Consider the following 20,291-nt stretch of genomic DNA (forward strand, 5'->3'; position numbering starts at 1 on the left):
ACAGGGGATACATCAACAGGTCCGTTCGCATTTCACCTGATCTTAACAACAGGAGGACGCAATGCGTGCATTGGCGAATGACGACAGAAACCTGTTCTGCAAACTGAGACCGGTCGCTTTTCTCACTATTGGCCTTACGGCCTTTTCGATCGGCGCGGCAGATGCGAACACCATCACCGAAGAGGAAGCCCATGCGATAGGCGTGGACGCGTACGTGTATTTCTATCCACTGCTATCAATGGACATCACCCGGAAGCAACTGACCAACGCCGATGCCAAAAAAGGTGCGATCGGCGGCCCGTCCAATCAGTTCAACAACATCCTCGAATTCCCTCCCGCGGACATGAAGGTGGTGGTCCGGCCGAATTTTGACACTCTATATTCGAGCGCCTGGCTTGATCTGACGAAAGAACCGGTCGTGGTTTCGGTCCCCGACACCGGCGGACGCTTCTACTTGCTGCCCATGCTCGACATGTGGACGGACGTGTTTGCGGCACCGGGCTGGCGGACCACTGGAACTGCGGTCGGCCATTTCCTGATTGCCCGTCCCGGCTGGCGGCCCGATCTCCGTGAAGGGTTCAATGAGTTCAAGCTGCCGGCAGGAACCCAGCGGATCGATGCGCCGACACCCTATGTCTGGGTCATCGGACGGACAAAGACCGACGGACCGCCAGACTATGACGCCGTTCATAAGATCCAAGATGGTTACACTGTCACATTGCTTTCGCAGTGGGGAAAGGATGCAAAACCGGTGGAGGTGAAAATCGACCCGTCGGTGGATATGAAGACACCACCCAAGACCCAGGTCGATACCGCCTCGGCAGGAGCTTATTTCGCCTACGCTGCCGAGCTCCTGAAGCTCCATCCGCCGCATGTCACCGATGAGCCCATAATTGCCCGAATGAAGAAGATCGGCATTGAGCCGGGCAAGAGCTTCGATCTTTCCAAAGCAGATACAGTCGTCCAAAAGGCACTCGAGACAGTTCCACAAGACGCTCAGGCGCTGATGGCCTGGAAGGTGAAGACGCTGGCACGCGTCGCCAATGGCTGGTCGATGAATACCGACACGATGGGTGTTTATGGCAATTACTACCTGAAGCGCGCTATCGTTGCGCAGCAGGGCCTCGGCGCCAACCTGCCCGAAGACGCCATCTATCCGCTCAACCTTGCTGACGAAAATGGCCACCCGCTTGACGGCAGAAACAACTATACGATCCACTTTGACAAGGATCAAATTCCGCCAGTCCAAGCCTTCTGGTCTGTGACATTGTATGACGACAACGGATTTCAGGTCGCCAATTCCCTCAACCGCTTCGCAGTCAGCAGTTGGATGCCGTTCAAGTATAACGCCGACGGCTCGCTCGATCTCTATTTCCAGAACGAGAGCCCAGGCAAGGACAAGGAATGGAACTGGTTGCCAGCGCCCAAAGGGGCGTACAACCTGACAATGCGGCTCTACGCACCCAAGCCCGACGCGCTGACGGGCAAGTGGAACCCGCCGCCGGTCAGTGAAGCAATCGCAGCATCTCCACTTGCTGCGCAATAACCGGTAGTGAGAAAGTGAAACGTATCGCAGTGCGCATGCTGTAACGCCAAGGGGGCCGCATTCGTACCTCCTTGGCGGATATACAGCGTTGCTGGCGTGTGAGTACGGCTTGGATTTTTTGTTGCCGGCGTTCATTTCTAACAAGCCGAAGCCGTTTTGGAGCCTTAAGGGGAATGGCAAGGTTCCACCGTTACGAACCTCGAAGGCTGACCGCAGCATGACGGAGTTCTGCGCAACTCCGTCATTCGAAGCTTGTGTCGATATCGCAACTGTATGCTCGTCTCGAGACCAGACGATCAACTGCAAGCATGGATCTGGGACTGGAGCGGACCGCGAGGATTGATATTTCAGAATCGGATCGCAAGCCCCAAAATAGGTCCTTGCTGAACCACGTCGAATATAAAGCCGTCATTGCGATAATTGACGCCGAGAGCGCGATAACCGGCGACGGCGGAGATGGTATCGTTGAACTTGTAGCCGAGCCCTGCCATGACATCCCAATCGATATCTGCGCCGCCGCCGCCGACAAGGCCCCAGCCCGTCAGGTAGACTTTCGGTGTAAAGAAATAGCTACCCTTGACGCCGGCCAGGGCGTCCACCCAGGTGGCGCTGTCGTCTTGGGAGATCCCGTCGAGAAACCCGCCGTTGAAAGATATATTGGTGTCAACGGACCAGAGCCTGGCGCCTCCCACGACGTCGAGATGACCGTCAGGGCCGTCAAGGACCGAGTAGCCTACGCCGAGCAGCCCCGCAAAGGTCTTGGAGGTAACCTCGACATTGTTCACGATGATGCCCCTCGGCGTGTGGGCGTCATTGGAGAGTTTAGTGTACATGATGTCGCCGAAGATGCTGAAGCGGTCGTAGCGCGCTTCGCCAATGGCCATCATGGCAAAATCAAGGTTCTCGAAGAGATCGCCGAAGCTTGCGTCGACATGAACCTCAGGAAGGCCGAACTGCGCCACGTCTCCGGACATGCTCGCGCCCCAAAAATAAGGGGCAAACGTAAAAGTCCATCCACTCTGGGTCTCGATCGATGGTGCCTGCGGGTTCAGAAGTGGCGTCAGATCCGCCGCCTCCAGCGGGCCGCAAGCTGTCATTGCGCCCAAAAGAACAGCAACATAGCCGACATGGTATTTCATAGTCTTGTCCCCCCAGATCAGCCGGCTCTTTGCCGGCGATTCAAATCGTGCTTCCACCCCTCATGCATTCGTTCGACCCACATCGCGACGCCAAAAGGCAATCCCAGCCATAGACGGTGTGTCCCCCAAAAATGTCATTTTGGAAAGGCATGCGGATCAGCAATGCTATCGGATTGGACACCTTCTTTGCGTGACCCGCAAAGTTATCCTCGGCCACTGCCAAGAACACCACGGATAGAACCAGAGGAACGCAAATCAGGCACTGAACTGAGATAACTGCCACACGAACCCCCGTCGCAGTTAGTCGCCGAACGATATATTAGAATCCCCTTACCATTCAATGGTATGAACTGAAAACGAGCCTTGGTCAATATCTCATTGCCGATTGGGATGAGCCCCTAGTTTGGGTGATGGCTGTGTTCCAGGGACCGTCGAAGGTGCTGGATTCGGTTTGGGAAAACCGCCCATTTTCCGAAGATGAATTGCCCGCGGAAGGGACAATCTGCTGCGAATTTCCCTCGTGCTCTCCGAAACTGGGCGTCCGACCATGATGTTTGATCCCAGGATCGCAACTACGTCTGCCAAAGCTGCCAGATCGCACGAGGACGTCTTTTCCTTCAGTGCGTAATTGGCGTTGATGGGTTCGTTGGATGGCTTCAAGCGTGAAGGCTCCGATGTGGCTCGCTGCTCGGTTGCTCGGCTCACAAGATCGATGGACCTTCAAGGCATCGTCAGCGAAAACCGATCCGCACGATGTTCTCAGGCGAGGCGGCTCCGAGCCCACTCGACCGCGTGAAGTTCGGGCGCCGAAGAGATTCTGATTTCTGATCTCACGCGTCTCAAGCAGCATGTTCGCCGTGCTGATGCAGGTTCTTTTCCTCGGTATCCGCTTATTTTGGAAATTCGTATCTCCTCATCCCTTTTAATGCACATAATCTATAGACATTATTATTTTAGGGGTTACCTATGGGCATCGAAAAATCTGAAAGCGGCCTCGGAAGACGGGACTTGTTGAAACTGTCTGCTGCGATGGGGGCCGCCATTGCCGGCGCTGCCCTTGTGGGGCAAAAGCCAGCCTCTGCGGAGGGTGAACTTTCTCTCAAGGGAAAGCGCATCGCCATCAGCGCAACGGGCACCGATCACTTCTTCGATCTTCAGGCCTATAATGCACAGATTGCCGAGGTAAAGCGCCTCGGCGGCGAGCCGATCGCGGTGGATGCCGGGCGTAACGACGGCAAGCTCGTCTCGCAGCTACAGACGCTGATCGCCCAAAAGCCGGATGCAATCGTCCAGATTCTCGGCACGTTGAGCGTCATCGATCCCTGGCTGAAAAAGGCGCGCGATGCCGGCATTCCCGTGCTGACGGTCGATGTCGGCTCTACCAATTCGCTCAACAACACCACGTCCGACAATTGGGGCATCGGCAAGGATCTTGCCCTGCAGCTTGTCTCGGACATCGGCGGCGAAGGCAATATTGTCGTCTTCAATGGCTTTTATGGCGTGACGCCTTGCGCGATCCGCTATGACCAATTGGTGAACGTGGTCAAATATTTCCCGAAGGTAAAGATCCTTCAGCCGGAATTGCGCGACGTCATTCCCAACACCGTTCAGGACGCCTTTGCGCAGATCACCGCAATCCTGAACAAGTATCCGGAAAAAGGATCGATAAAGGCAATCTGGTCGGCCTGGGACATTCCGCAGCTAGGGGCGACCCAGGCATTGACGGCTGCCGGCAGAACCGAGATCCGCACATACGGCGTCGACGGCAGCCCGGAAGTTCTGCAGCTTATCGCCGACAAAAGCTCTCCGGCCGGCGCCGACGTAGCGCAGCAGCCGGCGGAAATCGGCCGCACGGCGATCCGCAACGTCGCAAGACTGCTTGCTGGAGAAAGCTTGCCGCGCGAGACCTATGTCCCGGCCTTACTGGCCAACAAGGACAATGTTTCGGACGTCGTCAAGAAACTCGGCATCGGCTGACGCCACTCAATCGCGATCCGGGCAATTCCCGGATCGCTTACTATTGGTGCGGTGTCGGGAGAAATTGATATGACGGCCATTTCGGTCACGCAGCCGGTCAAGGCGCGAGATGACATCATCCGCTTCGAGGGGATCTTCAAGCACTTCGGCGGGGCGCAGGCACTCGCGGGGGCGTCACTGATCGTCAAGCGCGGAACCATCCACGGTCTTGTCGGCCAGAATGGCGCGGGCAAGTCGACGCTGATCAAATTGCTCGCCGGTCTCCATCATCCCGACGGGGGCACGATCGAGATCGAGGGCGAATATGTCGACAGGTTGACACCCCATCTTGCCGAAGAACTCGGCATCCACTTCATCCATCAAGACCGCCTGCTGGTGTCGACATTCACGGTCGGGGAGACCCTGTTCCTTGGTCGCGAGCCACGGATTGCTGGAACCCCGTTCCTCGATCGCAGGCTAATGCAGCGCCGTGCATCCGAAATCCTCGACGATTATTTCGGGGTTCGGCTTCCGAATGGCGCCTTGATCAGTGAGCTTTCGACCGCCGAAAAGCAGATCGTGCAAATCACCCGCGCGCTTCTGAACCGGCCGAAAGTGCTTGTTTTCGACGAGCCGACAGCGGCGCTCGTTCGCCGTGAGGCGGACATCCTGTTCCGGTTAATCCGCCGTCTTCGGGATGAAGGCGTCACCATTCTCTACATTTCCCATTACCTGAACGAGATCGAGGATCTCTGCGATCATGTCACCGTGCTGCGCAACGGGCTCGATGTGGCTTCCCTGCCGATCAAAAGCACGTCCGCCGCAGCGATTGCCCGGCTGATGGTGGAACGGGACATCAAGGAGATGTTTCCCAAAAGGCAGGTCGCGTTCGGCGATGAAATCGTCAGGGTCGAGCAGCTCAGCGCGCCGGGCAAATACAGCGATATCACCTTTACACTTCGGCGCGGCGAAGTGCTCGGTATCACCGGCCTGCTGGGTTCCGGCGCAAAAGAACTCGTCCGAACGCTCTTCGGCCTGGAGAACCCGGCGTCCGGCAGCATCGAGGTCAATGGCAGGGCGGCGCGTTTCTCCAATCCGACCCATGCCGCAGACCACAATTTTGCGCTTGTGCCGGAAGATCGACGCCGCCATGGGATAGCGCTCGACCTCAGCGTGAAGGAAAACATCAGCCTTTCCAGCCTGGAGCGTTTCACCCGCTTCGGTTTCCTCGATCGAAAAAGCGAACAGGATGAAGCCGATAGCTTGATCAAACGGCTTGAGGTCAAGACTAGTAGTCGGGATGCCTTGTTGCTGACGCTGTCGGGCGGCAATCAGCAAAAGGTCGCGATCGCCAAGTGGCTGAGCCGGCAATCGGAGGTCTATCTTCTCGATGAACCAACTGTGGGCGTCGATATCGGCTCGAAGGTCGAAATCTACAGCATCATCGGCGAACTCGCCGCCCGAGGCGCCGGCATTATCGTGCTTTCTTCCGATTTGCCTGAGCTCGTCGGCATCACCGATCGAATACTGGTTCTCTTCCGCGGCCGCATAGTGCGAGAATTTAAATCATCAGACACCACGGCGGATGAAGTCCTGGCCGAATCCACCGGATCCTCGGAGGGATTGCGCCATGTCGGCTGATGTAGAGCTTGCGCCGCCCATGAGTTTCGAACCTGCGGGACCGAATCGACGTCAGGCCGGCAGCGTGGCTGCCGCGGCATTGCGATACGGATCCCTGATCGCCTTTGCGGCCATCCTGGTGGTCTTCTCGCTGACGGCCCCTTATTTCCTCAGCATCGGCAATATCGGCAACGTGCTTGGGCAATCGACGATCTCAGGCGTGCTTGCTATCGGGCTGACCATCGTGCTGATTGCAGGCGGCTCCAATGTCGTCAAAGGCGGGATAGACCTTTCCCTTGCGGCCAATATGGGTTTGAGCGCCGCCGTCTATGCCAGCCTGACCCAACTTGGCTACGGTGACGCGGTGGCTGTGGCGGCGTCGCTTCTCACCGGCGCGCTGATTGGCACAATCAATGCGCTTGCTGTCGTCGTCGCCGGCATCGTGCCTTTGCTCGCCACACTTGCCGTGATGAACGTGGTCGCCGGCCTCGAATTGGTGCTGACGCAGAATACCGTTCTTCCTGCCTCGACACCGCTCCTCGCGATGCTTGCCGCGTCGGATTCCCTCGGCATCCCCGTTCTCGCCTATTACCTGCTCGGTTTTACGGTGATTACGGCTGCCGTCGTGCAGTACACGCCGCTTGGCTTGCGTCTTTATGCCGTCGGTGAATTTCCGGACGCGGCGCGCGCCGCGGGCCTGCCGCTTCGCAGATTGCTGGCGGGAGCGTTCATCGCAAGCGGCATTTCCGGCGGCATAGCGGGCATCCTCTCCGTTTCCTATCTCAGCGGCAGCACGACTGGCTCCGGCGAGATGCTGCTGCCGGTGGTCGTAACGGCTCTGCTTGGCTCGGTCTTCTCGCGCCGGCTGGTGCCGACTGTCACGGGCACGTTGCTCTCCGCTCTGCTGGTCGGATTTCTGGTCAACGGCTTCCAGCTTCTGAATATTTCGAGCACGCTGGTGAGCGGCGTCCAGGGCGTCCTCATTCTCATCGTCGTCTCCGCCACCACGCTGCTGCGCAAACAGGAGAGCTGACCATGTCGTTCCAGACCTCCACTCCCGCTGCCGCCAGCTTGCCCCGCGCTATCGCCGGCAGCCTGGTACGCTACGGGCTGATCCTGGCGCTGGTCGCCGTCTTCGCAGCATTCTCCATCGCAACGCCCACTTTCCTGACGCTTGCGAACCTGCAGAGTGTGTTGGTCAATAACTTCACGCTTCTCGCCATCGTTTCCATCGCCATGACCTTTGCCGTCTCATTGGGCGGGATTGATCTCTCGGTCGGAACGGCGGCCGATTTCGCGAGCTTCGCCTTCGTGTCCCTCGTGCTTGCGGGCCAATCGGTAGTATTCGCTGCGGCCGCCGGATTGGGTGCGGGCGCGCTGGTCGGCGCCTTCAACGCGCTTCTGATCTCGGGCATCGGCGTATCGCCTTTCCTGGCGACGCTCGGCACGCTGTTCATTGGCCGCAGCATCCAGCAGCTTCTGACCAATGGCGGCAATCCGGTCTATCTGCCGCCAACGGGTGTGCCGGAATCGTTCCGCTACCTTGGCCATGGCACCATTGGCGGCTTCCCAGTGCCGCTGGCGGTTTCCGTCGTAATCATTGCCGCAGCGGCGATCGTTTTTGCCCGTACGCGCTTCGGCCGCGTCGTCCTGTCGATCGGCGTTCAGCCGAGTGTGGTCCGATATTCCGGCGTCGCCTCGCGTAGCCATGTCGCAATGACCTTCATTCTGGTCGGACTGATAGCTGCCGTTGCCGGGTTGATCCTAACGGCGACGGTCACCGTCTACATCCCCTCCTCGGGCAATGCGTTTCTCCTGAATGCGATCGGTGCCACCTTCATCGGCACGACGCTCAGCCCGCTGGGGCGGCCGAACGTAGCTGGAACTGTTCTCGGCGTATTGCTGCTCAGCATCATCGCCAACGGTCTGCTGCTGACCGATCTCAACTTCTACTGGCAGCAGGTGGGAACGGGCACAGTGATCTTCGCCGTCCTGGCCTTAAGCTTCACGAGTCGAAAATCCAGCACTGCCGGCTGAGAACTCGCGTCCAAAACTCATAGAGATCAGCAGGCAGACAGCATGAGCAATCCGTCCGAATTTCTTTGGTATATCCCGAACGACGTCAAAGCCGGCCATCGTGGCGATTCCAGCGTCGAGAACCATAACAGCCTGGAGAGGCTAACCACCCACGCAAAGGCGCTGGAGGAACACGGCTGGAAGGGCGCGCTCATCGGCACCGGCTGGGGCAGACCCGACACCTTCACGGTGGCGACTTCGCTTGCCGCGCGCACCACCACCTTCGAGCCACTTATCGCGGTCCGCCCTGGCTATTGGCGGCCGGCAAACTTCGCGACTGCTGCCGCCACGCTCGACCATTTGTCCGGCGGGCGCGTGCGCGTCAACATCGTGTCTGGCCAGGACGACCTTGCCGCCTACGGCGACAGCGAAGGCGACCAGGCCCATCGTTATGACCGCACCAAGGAGTTTATGCGGCTGGTTCGCAGACTGTGGACGGAAGAGAATGTCACCTATGCCGGCGAGCACTTCTGGGTCACCGGATCGACCGCGATGCCGCGCATCGAGGTCCGCGGCGACCGGCGGCATCCCAAGCTCTATTTCGGCGGCGCCTCCGAGGCGGCCGAGCGGGTGGCCGCCACCGAGGCCGATGTCCAGCTTTTCTGGGGCGAACCCCTCGACGGCGTCCGGGAGCGGATCGGGCGGCTGAGGGCGCTGAGCAAAGAACTCGAACGCGACTTGCCGCCGCTGGAGTTCGGGTTGCGGATCACCACGCTGGTTCGCGACACCACGGAACAAGCCTGGGCCGATGCCGAGGCGAAGGTCGCCGAGATGGTAAAGAACAAGGGCGCCGGCTGGAACGACCACCGGCAGGCCGTGGCGGTTGGCCAGAAGCGGCTGCTCGATCTGCACGCGCGCGGCGATGTCCTTGACGACAACCTCTATACCGCGCCGGGCAGGTTCGGTGGCGGCGGCGCCGGCACCACCTGGCTGGTGGGATCGGCCGCGGACGTTGCCCGTTCGCTACGCAAGTATCGGGATCTCGGCATCACGCATTTCGTGCTCTCCGACACGCCGTACCTGTCCGAGATCAAGCGCCAGGGCAATCAACTGCTTCCGCTACTGCGCAGCATCGAAATCAGGCTTCCAGATTAGCGAGCCGTAGGCGAATATCCAAAGTGCATCGCCTTGCGATTCCTGATACAGCCGCCTCGCCAGCGCGTCCAGTTCGTCTTCCGCGCGTCCTGCAGATGGGCCACGTCCCCGTTATCGGCTGCCATCCAAGCACCCGCATCGCGACCGGGGTGATTTCGGCATGCGAAAAAAATGAATGCACGCGAACCGCTTTACGATGGATCATCGAGCAATCCACGTTATAAACTTGGTACGTTCGGGAAGAAGAGCCTACTAGCGGTAACCAATGCAGAGTCCTCCCAGTTCCTCAGCCGAAAACGCCGGCGACTCAAGCGCAGGTGCTAACCACCCCGCAAACTCGGAGGTCGCCGCCAATAAGGCTGAGGCAGAGACATCCCCCTCGGAGCCATCAGAAGGTTCCAGCTCGTCCATCGAAGCTGAGCGCGCGCGACCGCCTGCCGGATCTTTTGGCCGAAGCAGAGAGGCAACCCGAAATCTGTTGCGTGCACTCGGTCACGATTTGCGGACGAGCTCCATTTCGGCGGGGGCCAAGGCCAAGACGGCCGCCCGCTATTTGAAGACGAAACTCAAGGCATCAATCCGACCCGAAACCACATCAACTACACACAGCTTTGGCAAATGGTCCGCAACAGCTTTCGTCAGAGCAGGAGGCGTTATTCGCAGTCTGCTTGCAAAGACGCTGCACTATCGCCGAAACGCTTCGCCTCGCCCCGGCCGTTGGAAAATCACCATAGGACTAGCCTTGCTTGCCTGCCTCATCCTTGCAGGAAGCGTATTGGTGTGGGCACTCAAAGATGTGCCCTGGGGCGAGATCCGGGACGGGACGTTGAAGCCCGTCGTCGTGCTGGAAACCGCTGACGGCGCGCCATTGGTAAGACAGGGACCTTATCAAGGACCATATGCTCGATACGACCAATTTCCGCCGAGGCTGATCGATGCCGTCCTTTCGATTGAGGATCGGCGGTTCATGGATCATTTCGGCATCGACCTCAAAGGGATCGGAAGGGCGCTCCTGCGGAACGTCCAAGCCGGGTCGGTGGTAGAGGGCGGCAGCACGATCACCCAGCAGCTCATCAAGCTGCAGTATCTCGAGAGCGATCGAACAATAAAACGAAAGATACAGGAGGTCGTCATCGCCCTGTGGCTGGAGTGGAAACTCGGCAAGCAGGAAATCCTGACACGCTATCTCAACAGCGTCTATCTCGGTGCCGGTGCCACCGGCATGCCTGCCGCTGCGCGGATCTACTTCGACAAGGATATCGGTGCACTCAATCTGCCGGAATCGGCGATGCTGGCGGGATTGCTGCGGGCGCCGAGCCAATGGAATCCGATCGACAATTTCGACGGCGCCCGACAACGCACTTCCGTTGTTCTCGACGCGATGGTGGCCAATGGCAAGATCACCGCGCCGGAGGCTGAAGAAGCCAAAGCAAGCTTCGCCAAGCTGCACCCGACAACGCCGACACCGCGCTCCGGAAGCTGGTTTGCAGACTGGATTTCGCCGCAGGCAAGCGAAATCGCCGGCTCCTCGCCGGGCTCGACGACGGTGCGCACCACCTTGGTACCACAGCTCCAGCAGATCGCCGAAAGGGTGGTCAAAAGAGCACTCGATGGTGAAGGAAAGGCGGTCGGAGCATCGCAGGCCGCATTGGTAGCGATGACGCCGGACGGCGCGGTCGTCGCCATGGTCGGCGGGCGTGACTACAAGGCAAGCCAGTTCAACCGTGCCGTCACTGCGATGCGGCAGCCGGGCTCCACCTTCAAGCTGTTCGTCTATTACGCAGCCCTGAAGGCGGGGCTTACCTTATCCGACCGCATTCTCGATGCGCCAATCGACATCAACGGCTGGTCGCCGGAAAATTACGGCGGCAACTATCACGGCTGGGTAACACTTGCCGAAGCCTTCGCCCGATCGCTGAATGCGGCCAGCGTGGCGCTTGCTCAAGAGGTCGGGATCGACAAAGTGATTGCCGCCGCCCGAGAGCTCGGCATCAAAGCGCCGCTTGCCAATACGCCGTCTCTGGCGCTTGGTACATCCGAAGTCAACTTGCTTGAGCTCACCAGCGCTTACGCATCCGTCCAACTCGGCAAGGCACCGGTTGAGCCCTGGGGCATCATCAATTTTCAGGCGGCGGGGCAGGCGAATGCGTTTCGAGTTGGCCCGCAAGCTAGGCCGAATGTCGATCTTTCGACCTACCAGTCCGATCTCCTCGGTCTTCTGCAGTTGGTGGTCGAGCGGGGCACCGGACGTGGAGCGGATCCCGGCACGTTTGCAGCCGGCAAGACGGGCACCAGCCAGAACAATCGCGATGCCTGGTTCGTCGGCTTCACGGAACCGCTCGTCGCCGGCGTATGGGTGGGCAATGATGACGATACGCCGATGAACGGGGTCACAGGCGGTGCCTTGCCAGCGCATATTTGGCGGGACTTCATGCGGGAGGCGATGGCCGAACCTGCGCCAAATGGAGCTCGGTCGCCAGAAGCAGTGATCGACGGCCAAGGCGCACCGCAGTCCTGCAATGTCACCGCCTGCTCACGCAGCTACCGCTCCTTCCGACCGTCCGACTGTACCTACCAGCCCTATGCCGGTGGGCGTCGACTATGCGAAAAATGATCGCTTCAGCTCATGTCGCCTGGCATTTAAGGGGGTTTCCTCAATTTGTGTGGTGATGAGTATTGTTGAGGCAACATGCATGCTCGGAGGAGCTCCGCGCCTGCTCTGCGAAGAGCACTCTGAATCGCGACGGGGCGCCGGCGTTTCGAAACCGCAGTCGCGTCCCCGAATGTCGCTGCAGACGACATTTTCGCGCCGCCTGAAGCCGGCTCGATTTATGATCTGGCGGGCGAGCTGCGGGAAAGACAGTTCGCATCGTCAAATACGCTGGTCGCGACAAATCCCGCTCCGACTTCGAGCAGGAAGGCAAGAAGGGATACGCCGCTCTCGATGGGATTCGAACTGCCCGACCCTGTTGTTACAAAAGCCATCCGCCTGAAATCCCTCAGTAACGGACACCGGCTTCGCCTGCATGGAATGACCGACTTGGGCCGGAAGCGGAAGGTCCGCTTTCGGGTTGTCGGGCTGCAAGCCGACCTTCGAGTCTAGAAAAGCGTGGACTGCTCTGTGCGCCAAAAGCGGAACTCCGATCCTGCTCCGGACCCGAAATTAGGAATTCCCGCGTGAAACGGTCCTCGAAGCGACGTTATCCGAGTTATCCAATAGTCGGAGCATCATCATGGACGCTCAAGCCCTAAAACCGGCTGCCACGTTCGCAAAGCATGCCGGGACACCGAGTACCACTCGGGCTCGCGGCACCTGCTTGACGACGCTGTTCATTTGATTTCCTCGATCTCGCCTGGCCGCCACGTCTTGTCGAAGTAGGGCTCCAACGGCCCGTAGAGCCGCAGGATGATGTTCCACCCTTTGCCCTGCCACGTCTGCACCCAATTGCTCTCTTTGCCGGCCGGCGGCTTGGGGGCGAAGTACACGTCTACCGAGCCGTCCGGGTTGGCCGCGACGCCTTTCTTCTGGCTGCTGATGCTCGGGAACTGCTGGTCGGTTTGAAGCATCGAACGGGTCTGATTGTCATACAGCACGAGCGACCAGAAGTCCTTCACCGGGATGTTCGGCGGCAGGTGCAGCCGGTAACTCTTCCCGCCGTCGAATGGCTGCCCCTTCGAATCAATGAAGGCGACGAGATACTGGGAGCCGACGCCGACGATCTTGGCCGCCATCGCCGGCGTGATCCCGGTAGCGTAGAAGAAGAAGAACGTGCGGGCATCGAGCAGTCGTACGCCATCGCGTTCGAAGAGATAACTGCCGCCCACGAAGGGTGTGCACCAAGCGCTGTTTGGATAGAGATAGGACTCTTTCAAACGCGTCCGGTAGGCAAGTGCGCGAGCGGTGGCATGGCCGACAGCGGCCGCTTCCGTAAGGATCTTCTTCATGCGCGCATCGGGCGCGAACGGCTTTCCCTTCTCGATGCCGATGGAGGCCAGCAGGCCTAGCGTCTCCGGATCCATCGCCTCGTTCGGTTCTTCCTGCACGACGTCGTTGACTTCCTCGAAGAAGGAAAAGTCCATCGAGTGGATCATATTGAACGCCTTGCCCGAAACGTTGATGAGTTTGGTTTCCGGTGGGCGTGTTGCCTGCGACAGCGGATAGATGCGCACCTTCCGAAGGTTCTCGGCTGCCGGCTTCGGATCACCGTTCACCAGAAAGGCGCGGGTCGCCAGCAAATTGCCAAAGGTGCGCGACTTGAAGACATAATAGCCCTCAGGCGGCGTACCCTTGTAGTCCGGCGGCAGGAACAGGAACTTGCCGCCCTTGCCTTTGTCCGGCCCGGCGTTGCCCAGGTCGGCGACATAGTGAAACCAGAAGTCGTCCACGAGGCCGAGGGTGTTGGGGGGACTTTCGACGACGACCGGACCGTTTTTTAGATCGAGCCAGGCTACTCCGTACACGGTCTCGGTGTTCCCCGTCAGGATGAGCAACCTGGAGTCCGCCAACGACTCCCACAACAAAACGGTCTGATTGGCAGGCCCAAATGTGAGCAGTGCTCTGCGCTGGGCTGCCAGCGAGACGGCGGGCATCGTGTTGAGGACAGCCTGCACGCCGCGCTGGAAATCGAGATTGTCGTATACCTTCTGGACGGTCGTGTCGTCGGGGAAGCCGTCGGTGAACTTGAGCGTTCCCAGACGCGTCTCGAGGCTGTCGGGGATGGTAATGGCCGGAGGAATCTCGGTGGCCATCCTGGGCGAGCCGCCGGTCTGCGCCGTTGCGGTACTTGCTGTCAGAATTAGTACAAGAATCGATTTCATTTGACCTCCTCGACGTCGGCCATCACCCACGTCTTGTCGAAGAGCGGTTTCAGCGGGCCGTAGAATCGGGCGGCGAGCCAGAAGTCCTTGCCGGCGGTCGGAATCCAGTTGTTCTCGAAGCCCGCAGGCGGCTTCGCCCCGATGTACACGTCGACAGAGCCATCCTTGTTCACCGCCAGCTTTGCCTTGTCGTAGGACGACACGCCGACGCGGTTTTGCGGGTTATGAATGAAGGCGTTGATGCCGACCTCGTACGCGATGATCGACCAGAAGTCGCGCGCGGGCGTATCCGCCGGCATGCGGACGCGATACAGCCGATCGCCGCGGTAGAGCTGCTCGGACTTGTCGCGAAAGCTGAACAGATAGGCGGAGGCGGGCAGCTTGTCCGGATCGCCGGTCCGCTTCGGCGCCCATGTCGCCCAGTAGAAGTTGCCGGCCCGCGCATCGTAATCGAGCTTGCCGTTCCCGTAGTATGTGTAGCCGAAGGTGCCTTCGAGTCTGAGGCCGAGCCAACCCGGCGAGAACGGAACGAGTGCACGGTTCAGGAAATAGTCGTTCATCTGCACGGCGCCCTCGCGCACGGCTTGCTTGAGAAGCTGCGCCTGTTCCCCCTGCGGGTTGAACGGCTTGCCCTTTTCGATGCCGATAGTCGCGAGCATTGCCAGCATGACGGCATCCTTGTCCTGCGGCGGATCCGCATCAATCGTTTCCGCGAGCAGCCGGAGATAGGTCAGGTCGTAGGCCGGCAGCGTTTTCCACGCCTTCGGGTAAGCGTCGATGTAGCGGTTCGCGTGCGGCTTCGCAGCCTCGGCCAGCGGGTAGGTCTTCAGCCGCTGGCTGTAGGCCACCGCGTCCTGGAGAGTCCCGTTGTTTGTCGCGATGGGTCGTAACGCAAAATGGACGAATACCGTTGGCGAGCGTACGACGAAGTAGCCGCTCGGTTGCTTCCCTTTGAAGCCGGGCGGCAAGAAGAGGTACTTGCCGCCTTTCCCCGCATCGTCGCCGGTCGGGCCGATATCCACGAGCGGCACCTCCCACGAATCGATGCCGCTGCCGAAGAACGCGACCTTGCCAGTCGCCGGCGGAACGTCCAGCACCATGGGTCCCCGCCGCAGATCGAAGAACGTCAAGACGTAGGGTGTCTGATTGTTGGCCGTCAGGAACTCATGCCGTGGTTCCATGACGTTGGAGAAATAGATGACGTCCCCAAAATCCGCGTCCAGATCGCGCTTCAACGACGCGCGGATCGCCGCCATGCTCACGGCGGGCATCCCCCAGATCACCGCCTCTACCGTGCGTCGCTCGATGGTGCGGCGGGCGAGCGCCTCCGGTGAGAGACCCTGCGCGGCGGCTGAGACCGCTCCGCAAATCAAGACGAGTAATGCGAGGGCTCTTCTGCTCATGGCCGCCTTCCTGTGAACTTTGTGGCCTGTCCTAAGGTGCCGCGTAACGAACCAAGCTAGTCGGTGTTGAGCGGACGGCGCGTAAGCGCCGCCGGCGAGCGGTTGAGCAAGCGGTTAGGCCGCTTACGAGGCCAAACGCAAATAACTGTCGCTTAGCAGGCCGACGCTTTGCCCGATGTCTCGGTACTCGCGCAACGAGACCCGCATCTCGTTCGCCATCTCCGTTTGCGTTGCGCCAACGCTCCGACGCATCGCCTTCAACTCGGACATTCCCAAAAACCGCCTACAACCGACCAAGGCGCGGTCATTCGAAGGATCGTGCGGAAGTACGTTACAGTATACAGCCAATTGCCGTAAGCACGAACGGCTGGCCGACCAACGTCAAGGTGTATAAAGCCATACGCAACGGACCGTCGCCCGGGCCCCTTCCAATTTCCGCAACAGGCACAGCCGAGACCGCCCCGCGTGGGCAGCAAAGATAGTCTGCTCTCGGGATGCGGCGAAGCTGATCGCTACGCCCGACATCGAGGTGCAAAGCTGTCGTTGAACTTTAAAGTCTTGAGCCCCCCACATTCGACATCTGGCGCAGTTGATGGGATTAGAACCTTCTGCACCGCCTGCGAGTGTAAATAGGCATCAAGTAATGACCCCAGACGCTGCAGCGAAAACAGTTGCTTGTTGTGCCTACCGGCATCGTGACCCCATGCCGATTCACACGTTGAAGATGAAACACGCCCAGGGCCATGGATCGAGATGAAGCACTGGGGTTCTGTCGCAAACCGGGCACCAAGCGCAAACAACGGTTCCGGATCTTCGTTCGAAGACTGTTAATTTGTGAAAACAACTGTGCAAAGCAACAAATTTTACAGGATTTCTTAAGCCGGTTTTTTCGGGCTCCTGTTTAGCTGATGCAGCATTAGAAAACGGGTATAATTCCGATATGATTCGACAACAGCGACATCCCTCCGCCACCATTTTCAAAGCCCTGCGGAGGGCCACGCTCGGCGCGCTATGCGCCGTGGTCGGTTCCGTTGGTCTTTTACTTTTATTAAACCTGTTGATGCCGGATCGACCTTTTTTGGTCGGATTTGTCGGCGCAGCATTGATTTCCGCATTTGTGGCCTTTCCGCTGCTTTTTGCCTTGCAGCTCAACAACGGCGTCATCCGCAAGATGCGGGAAAACGTCACCCAGGCGGCGCGCTACGATAGCGTGACGAAGACGCTGAACGGCACCGCTTTTGCCGCGGCCGTCGAGCACTTTGTCGACCGGCGCAAGCATGCCGGCACCGATGCAGGCGGCATCGTCATCGCCGTCATCATCGATACGCTCGACGACATCGGCCGCCGCTGGGGGCCGCAATGGGCCGACACCGTGATGCAATCGCTTGCCTCGATCATCCAGTCCTCGGTTCGTCGTGGCGATCTCGTGGCGCGGCTTGCGACCAACGAACTCGGCATCTTCCTGCCTGGCGCCACGATCGAGGACGCCCGCGACATCGGCACCCGCATCCGCACGCGCGTCTCCGCGGCCACGTTCAGCGCCGACGACGCGCCGCTTTCCGTCGCCATCCGCCTCGGCGGCATCTCCTTCGACGGCCCAGCCGACTTCAACCAACTCCGCCAGCTCGCCGACCAAATGGCCTTCGAGCGCGGCGACGAGAGCGACGACATCCCGATCAGCGTGCTGCCGGCAGCATGACGCTGGCGACCCCACCGCCGCGGCGGCGGCGGCATGGGCCCAAACGGCGAGACCTCTCTTTGATGCGGCGTCAGAGCCAGCTGGGATCTCGGTTGGCCTTCTGGATCCACCGAGGCTGATCGAGCCTCGAGGGATGAGTGTCGGTGTGGGTTTCGTTAAGCAGCGCCATTGCCGAGGAAATTTCACCGCTCGGAATCGAAATCCGCGCCGGGCTTCATACAGGCGAATGTGAAATGATGGGCGAGGATGTCGGCGGTATTGCCGTCCAAGTAGGATTCTTCATCAATAAGTCGGGAAGCACGACGCTGCGGCAATTGGCACTTGCATCGACGGCAGCAAAGGAATCGCGATCGTATAGATGTAGGATGCCGTAACATTCTGCCCACATGTATCTTGAGTCACTGAAAACACGCTGGGATCTATATTAAGACCATATGCCTGGCCGGCGGCGTAAGCCTGGGTTGAGCCTTCATCCGGACAGGTGGTGTGCATCAGACTCGCGCACCGGGCGCTGAGATCGACGGCATGTTGCAATCCCAATTGGGTCCACAGAAAAAGCCCGAATTGTCCTATAGAAAATACAAGAATGATAAAGACGGGAGCAGTCAGGGCAAACTCGACTGCGCTCGTTCCCTCGGCCTCTCTCGCAAGACGGCAAATCATTGAAGCCTCGCTGTTGCCGTTGACTGCAGTGCAAATGATGCGGGGATGAAGGGAAGCGCAACATACGGCACGTAGGTGGCAGCGGCCGAGGCGGACACATAGGTGCCCGCTCGCGATCCGTCCGAACAGACATCGGAGCACACCGTGATGGAGATGCCTTGACTGCTGGGGCAACCGCAAAATTTCGAGGGTACGGGCGCCGCCGAGATAACGGCCGAGCCGGTATTTCTTGTAATGACATTCGACATGGCGGAACTATCGAAGCCGCGAGCCAAAGCATACTGCAGGCCTCGCTGAGCAGCATTCTCCACCTGCGTCTGCTGAAGCAGTGCGCACGAATAGTCGACAAGTCCGAATGTCATCACGATCAAAACCGGTAGTATGATCGCCAAGTCGACGGCGACCGTGCCGTGCTGCTCATTGAGCAGATCCCGACAGAGCCTTTTTAGAACCCACGCCGGTATTGCCCGGGTGCGCGAACCCAGCCCCCGTTCGGCGATGAGCATACCGGAGCGCGATACTTCAGTTGGTATTGCTGTTTTTGCAGCCATGACGCATCACTCGACCAATTTGCCCGCAGCGCCGCCGATGGCGCGGGTCGGATAAGCACTGCAATCGATGGATAGGTTGGAATTACCGGTGAAGGTGACCGTATCTGCGATAATCTTGATGCAGGCATTTGTTGCGGAGTTACCCCCTGAGTAGCTAACGGCCGCCCTTGGCAGATAGATCGATCCGGCCAAACTCTGGGTAGCACCGCCGTTAAAGCTGAAGGCCGTGCCCACGGGCATATTACGGTCGCCGAAAATGACAATACCGGCCGTGTCTCCCGTCAGCGGTGGCGTGAGATCAAGGATCGCCCCACCATTGATCGACGCAGTGCCGTAGTTGCTTCCCGTGCTGGAGGTGAAGACGATCGTGACACCGTGGCCGATCAAAGTCGCGCCGCCATTGACCTTCAGATTGGCCCGATCGAGGATGTAGATCCCCGGGTCAAGGGTGAGAACGGCGCCAGCGTTTACGGTAATATCGCCACAATAGACACCGGGATCGAGTGTGGTCTTCCCCTTGATATTTTCCTTGGCATTGGTCGTGCAACCCGAGTAGGTCGGCATTTGAACGTCGGCATAGGGATCCGTGAGAGGCCAAATTCCGGTCGCCGTTCCCTCGCTCGCTTTAATGCCGCTAAGGCCGTTAATGCCACCGGCAGCTCCGACCGATAACGCTTGTATCAGCGCGGAACCGCCGACACTAACCGACGTGGGACTTGTCGAATTCGAAACCAAGCTGCAATTATTCAGTGTCACCGTGGTTGAACCCTGAGCCGATGCGGCAGCACTTGCGGTCTGATCGAGCGCCAGCACGCAGGCGCTGGCCGCATTCGCAATGGCCACGGATCTAGTTGTAACGACAAACGCCTGCTGCCAAAGCGCGGAGAACAGCACGTCCATTGGTTGCTGCGCGACGACTTCGATCGCCGAATTATTTCCAACATAAGATCCCTGCGTCGGAGGGCGATGGATCGATATCACCACGTTATTCTGGCCATTAACCAGCCCATAGCTCGCCGCTATCGCATTGACCTGGGACTCAACCGGCCCCTCGCCGCTGGTGGTATAGGCAGCCGCGCCGCTTACAGCGGCGGCGTCGGTTGCCGACTGCATCTTCTGTTGCTTGTAGGTCCACAGCCCATAGTCCGTGCCGAGCCCTATCAAACCGATCAGAACCGGGAGCGACACAGCAAAGACGATCAGGTAAGCACCGGACGAATCGTGAATGAAGTCCACGATTGTCTTCCGGTGGCGCGAGCCAACAGGAAGTCGAAGCATTGTCCCTCCCCTCAAATTATACGGAAAATCCGATGGAGGACTGTGCGACTCAATTCTTTATTTTTCTCTTTTTTAAGAAGTTCGAATTGAACAGAAAACAGTAAAATTAAAGGGGTTGAAGAGAAGCTGAGTTTTCAGATTATCACTTGGTTCAATCAGCCACTACGCGAAGAAGTGGGGCGCGTGCTGATGACCGTCTCTCCACCCGAACACGAGCATTCTTTTGAGGAGCTTGCGAAGCTCGCTGTACATGGCTTTCCCGATTCAAACGGGCTTGCCGACTTGTGGAGCCGCTACGATACCGATCAGATCTCTACTCTGACAACAAGCGCGTAGGCGCGATTGGCGACGTACCTTTCCCGCAAAGGTTAGCATCGTTCTCTCGTCGGCGTGGAACGATCGATGAGCTCTGAGCGTTGCCACCGCTTGGTTCATTGAAACCGTTCT

The 20,291-nt window shown here is 59.0% G+C and carries 14 protein-coding genes and 2 pseudogenes; 10 read left to right on the plus strand and 6 right to left on the minus strand.

Annotated features, from left to right (window positions below):
* The first annotated feature begins 61 nt into the window (after positions 1–61).
* Positions 62–1,546, plus strand: coding sequence for a DUF1254 domain-containing protein (locus tag NXC24_RS34230; RefSeq protein ID WP_104827678.1), 1,485 nt, complete (start codon positions 62–64; stop codon positions 1,544–1,546).
* 347 nt (positions 1,547–1,893) lie between these two features.
* Here the strand turns inward: NXC24_RS34230 and NXC24_RS34235 are convergent, their stop codons facing one another.
* Complete coding sequence (locus tag NXC24_RS34235; protein ID WP_104827679.1) at positions 1,894–2,685, minus strand: hypothetical protein; 792 nt, start codon at positions 2,683–2,685, stop codon at positions 1,894–1,896.
* A 658-nt stretch (positions 2,686–3,343) separates the two neighbouring features.
* Here NXC24_RS34235 and NXC24_RS35640 point away from each other — a divergent pair.
* The 6 genes and pseudogenes from NXC24_RS35640 to NXC24_RS34265 form a co-directional block, all read left to right on the plus strand.
* Positions 3,344–3,480 (plus strand): annotated as a pseudogene (locus tag NXC24_RS35640) (IS3 family transposase); the annotation flags it as partial.
* Positions 3,481–3,651: 171 nt separating this feature from the next.
* Positions 3,652–4,662: a sugar ABC transporter substrate-binding protein gene (locus NXC24_RS34245; protein WP_104827680.1), complete on the plus strand. Its 1,011-nt coding sequence runs from the start codon at positions 3,652–3,654 to the stop codon at positions 4,660–4,662.
* Between the two features lie 69 nt (positions 4,663–4,731).
* On the plus strand, positions 4,732–6,282 hold the full coding sequence (locus NXC24_RS34250) for a sugar ABC transporter ATP-binding protein (RefSeq protein WP_104827681.1): 1,551 nt from the start codon (positions 4,732–4,734) through the stop codon (positions 6,280–6,282).
* Positions 6,272–7,294: an ABC transporter permease gene (locus NXC24_RS34255; protein WP_104827682.1), complete on the plus strand. Its 1,023-nt coding sequence runs from the start codon at positions 6,272–6,274 to the stop codon at positions 7,292–7,294. The genes NXC24_RS34250 and NXC24_RS34255 overlap by 11 nt, the downstream gene beginning before the upstream one ends.
* A 2-nt stretch (positions 7,295–7,296) precedes the next feature.
* Complete coding sequence (locus NXC24_RS34260; protein ID WP_104827683.1) at positions 7,297–8,298, plus strand: ABC transporter permease; 1,002 nt, start codon at positions 7,297–7,299, stop codon at positions 8,296–8,298.
* Positions 8,299–8,340: 42 nt separating this feature from the next.
* The gene (locus NXC24_RS34265; RefSeq protein WP_104827684.1) at positions 8,341–9,432 is read left to right on the plus strand and encodes an LLM class flavin-dependent oxidoreductase; all 1,092 of its coding nucleotides are present in this window, start codon (positions 8,341–8,343) and stop codon (positions 9,430–9,432) included.
* Here the strand turns inward: NXC24_RS34265 and NXC24_RS36095 are convergent.
* A pseudogene (locus NXC24_RS36095) lies at positions 9,400–9,513 on the minus strand (gamma-glutamylcyclotransferase); the annotation flags it as partial. The gene NXC24_RS34265 and the pseudogene NXC24_RS36095 overlap by 33 nt on opposite strands.
* Before the next feature lie 184 nt (positions 9,514–9,697).
* Between NXC24_RS36095 and NXC24_RS34275 the strand changes: the two are divergent.
* The gene (locus tag NXC24_RS34275) at positions 9,698–12,046 is read left to right on the plus strand and encodes a PBP1A family penicillin-binding protein (RefSeq protein ID WP_104827685.1); all 2,349 of its coding nucleotides are present in this window, start codon (positions 9,698–9,700) and stop codon (positions 12,044–12,046) included.
* 716 nt (positions 12,047–12,762) lie between these two features.
* On the opposite strand, the gene NXC24_RS34285 is transcribed toward NXC24_RS34275, so the two are convergent.
* Together NXC24_RS34285 and NXC24_RS34290 are read right to left on the minus strand one after the other, a co-directional pair.
* On the minus strand, positions 12,763–14,250 hold the full coding sequence (locus NXC24_RS34285; RefSeq protein ID WP_104827686.1) for a DUF1254 domain-containing protein: 1,488 nt from the start codon (positions 14,248–14,250) through the stop codon (positions 12,763–12,765).
* On the minus strand, positions 14,247–15,653 hold the full coding sequence (locus NXC24_RS34290; RefSeq protein WP_104827687.1) for a DUF1214 domain-containing protein: 1,407 nt from the start codon (positions 15,651–15,653) through the stop codon (positions 14,247–14,249). The genes NXC24_RS34285 and NXC24_RS34290 overlap by 4 nt, the downstream gene beginning before the upstream one ends.
* Before the next feature lie 1,078 nt (positions 15,654–16,731).
* Between NXC24_RS34290 and NXC24_RS34295 the strand changes: the two genes are divergently transcribed.
* Entirely contained in the window at positions 16,732–17,352 is a 621-nt protein-coding gene (locus tag NXC24_RS34295; RefSeq protein WP_245464130.1) for a diguanylate cyclase, read from the plus strand.
* A 137-nt stretch (positions 17,353–17,489) separates the two neighbouring features.
* Positions 17,490–17,726, plus strand: coding sequence for a hypothetical protein (locus tag NXC24_RS36100; RefSeq protein WP_158704612.1), 237 nt, complete (start codon positions 17,490–17,492; stop codon positions 17,724–17,726).
* Between the two features lie 285 nt (positions 17,727–18,011).
* Here the strand turns inward: NXC24_RS36100 and NXC24_RS34310 are convergent, their stop codons facing one another.
* Complete coding sequence (locus NXC24_RS34310) at positions 18,012–18,566, minus strand: TadE/TadG family type IV pilus assembly protein (RefSeq protein WP_104827691.1); 555 nt, start codon at positions 18,564–18,566, stop codon at positions 18,012–18,014.
* Positions 18,567–18,572: 6 nt separating this feature from the next.
* Positions 18,573–19,802 carry a pilus assembly protein TadG-related protein gene (locus NXC24_RS34315; protein WP_245464131.1) on the minus strand — a complete coding sequence of 410 codons (1,230 nt, stop codon included), beginning with the start codon at positions 19,800–19,802 and terminating at the stop codon, positions 18,573–18,575.
* Positions 19,803–20,291 lie beyond the last annotated feature (489 nt).

The sequence above is a fragment of the Rhizobium sp. NXC24 genome (genome assembly GCF_002944315.1).
In the GTDB taxonomy this organism is placed as follows: domain Bacteria; phylum Pseudomonadota; class Alphaproteobacteria; order Rhizobiales; family Rhizobiaceae; genus Rhizobium.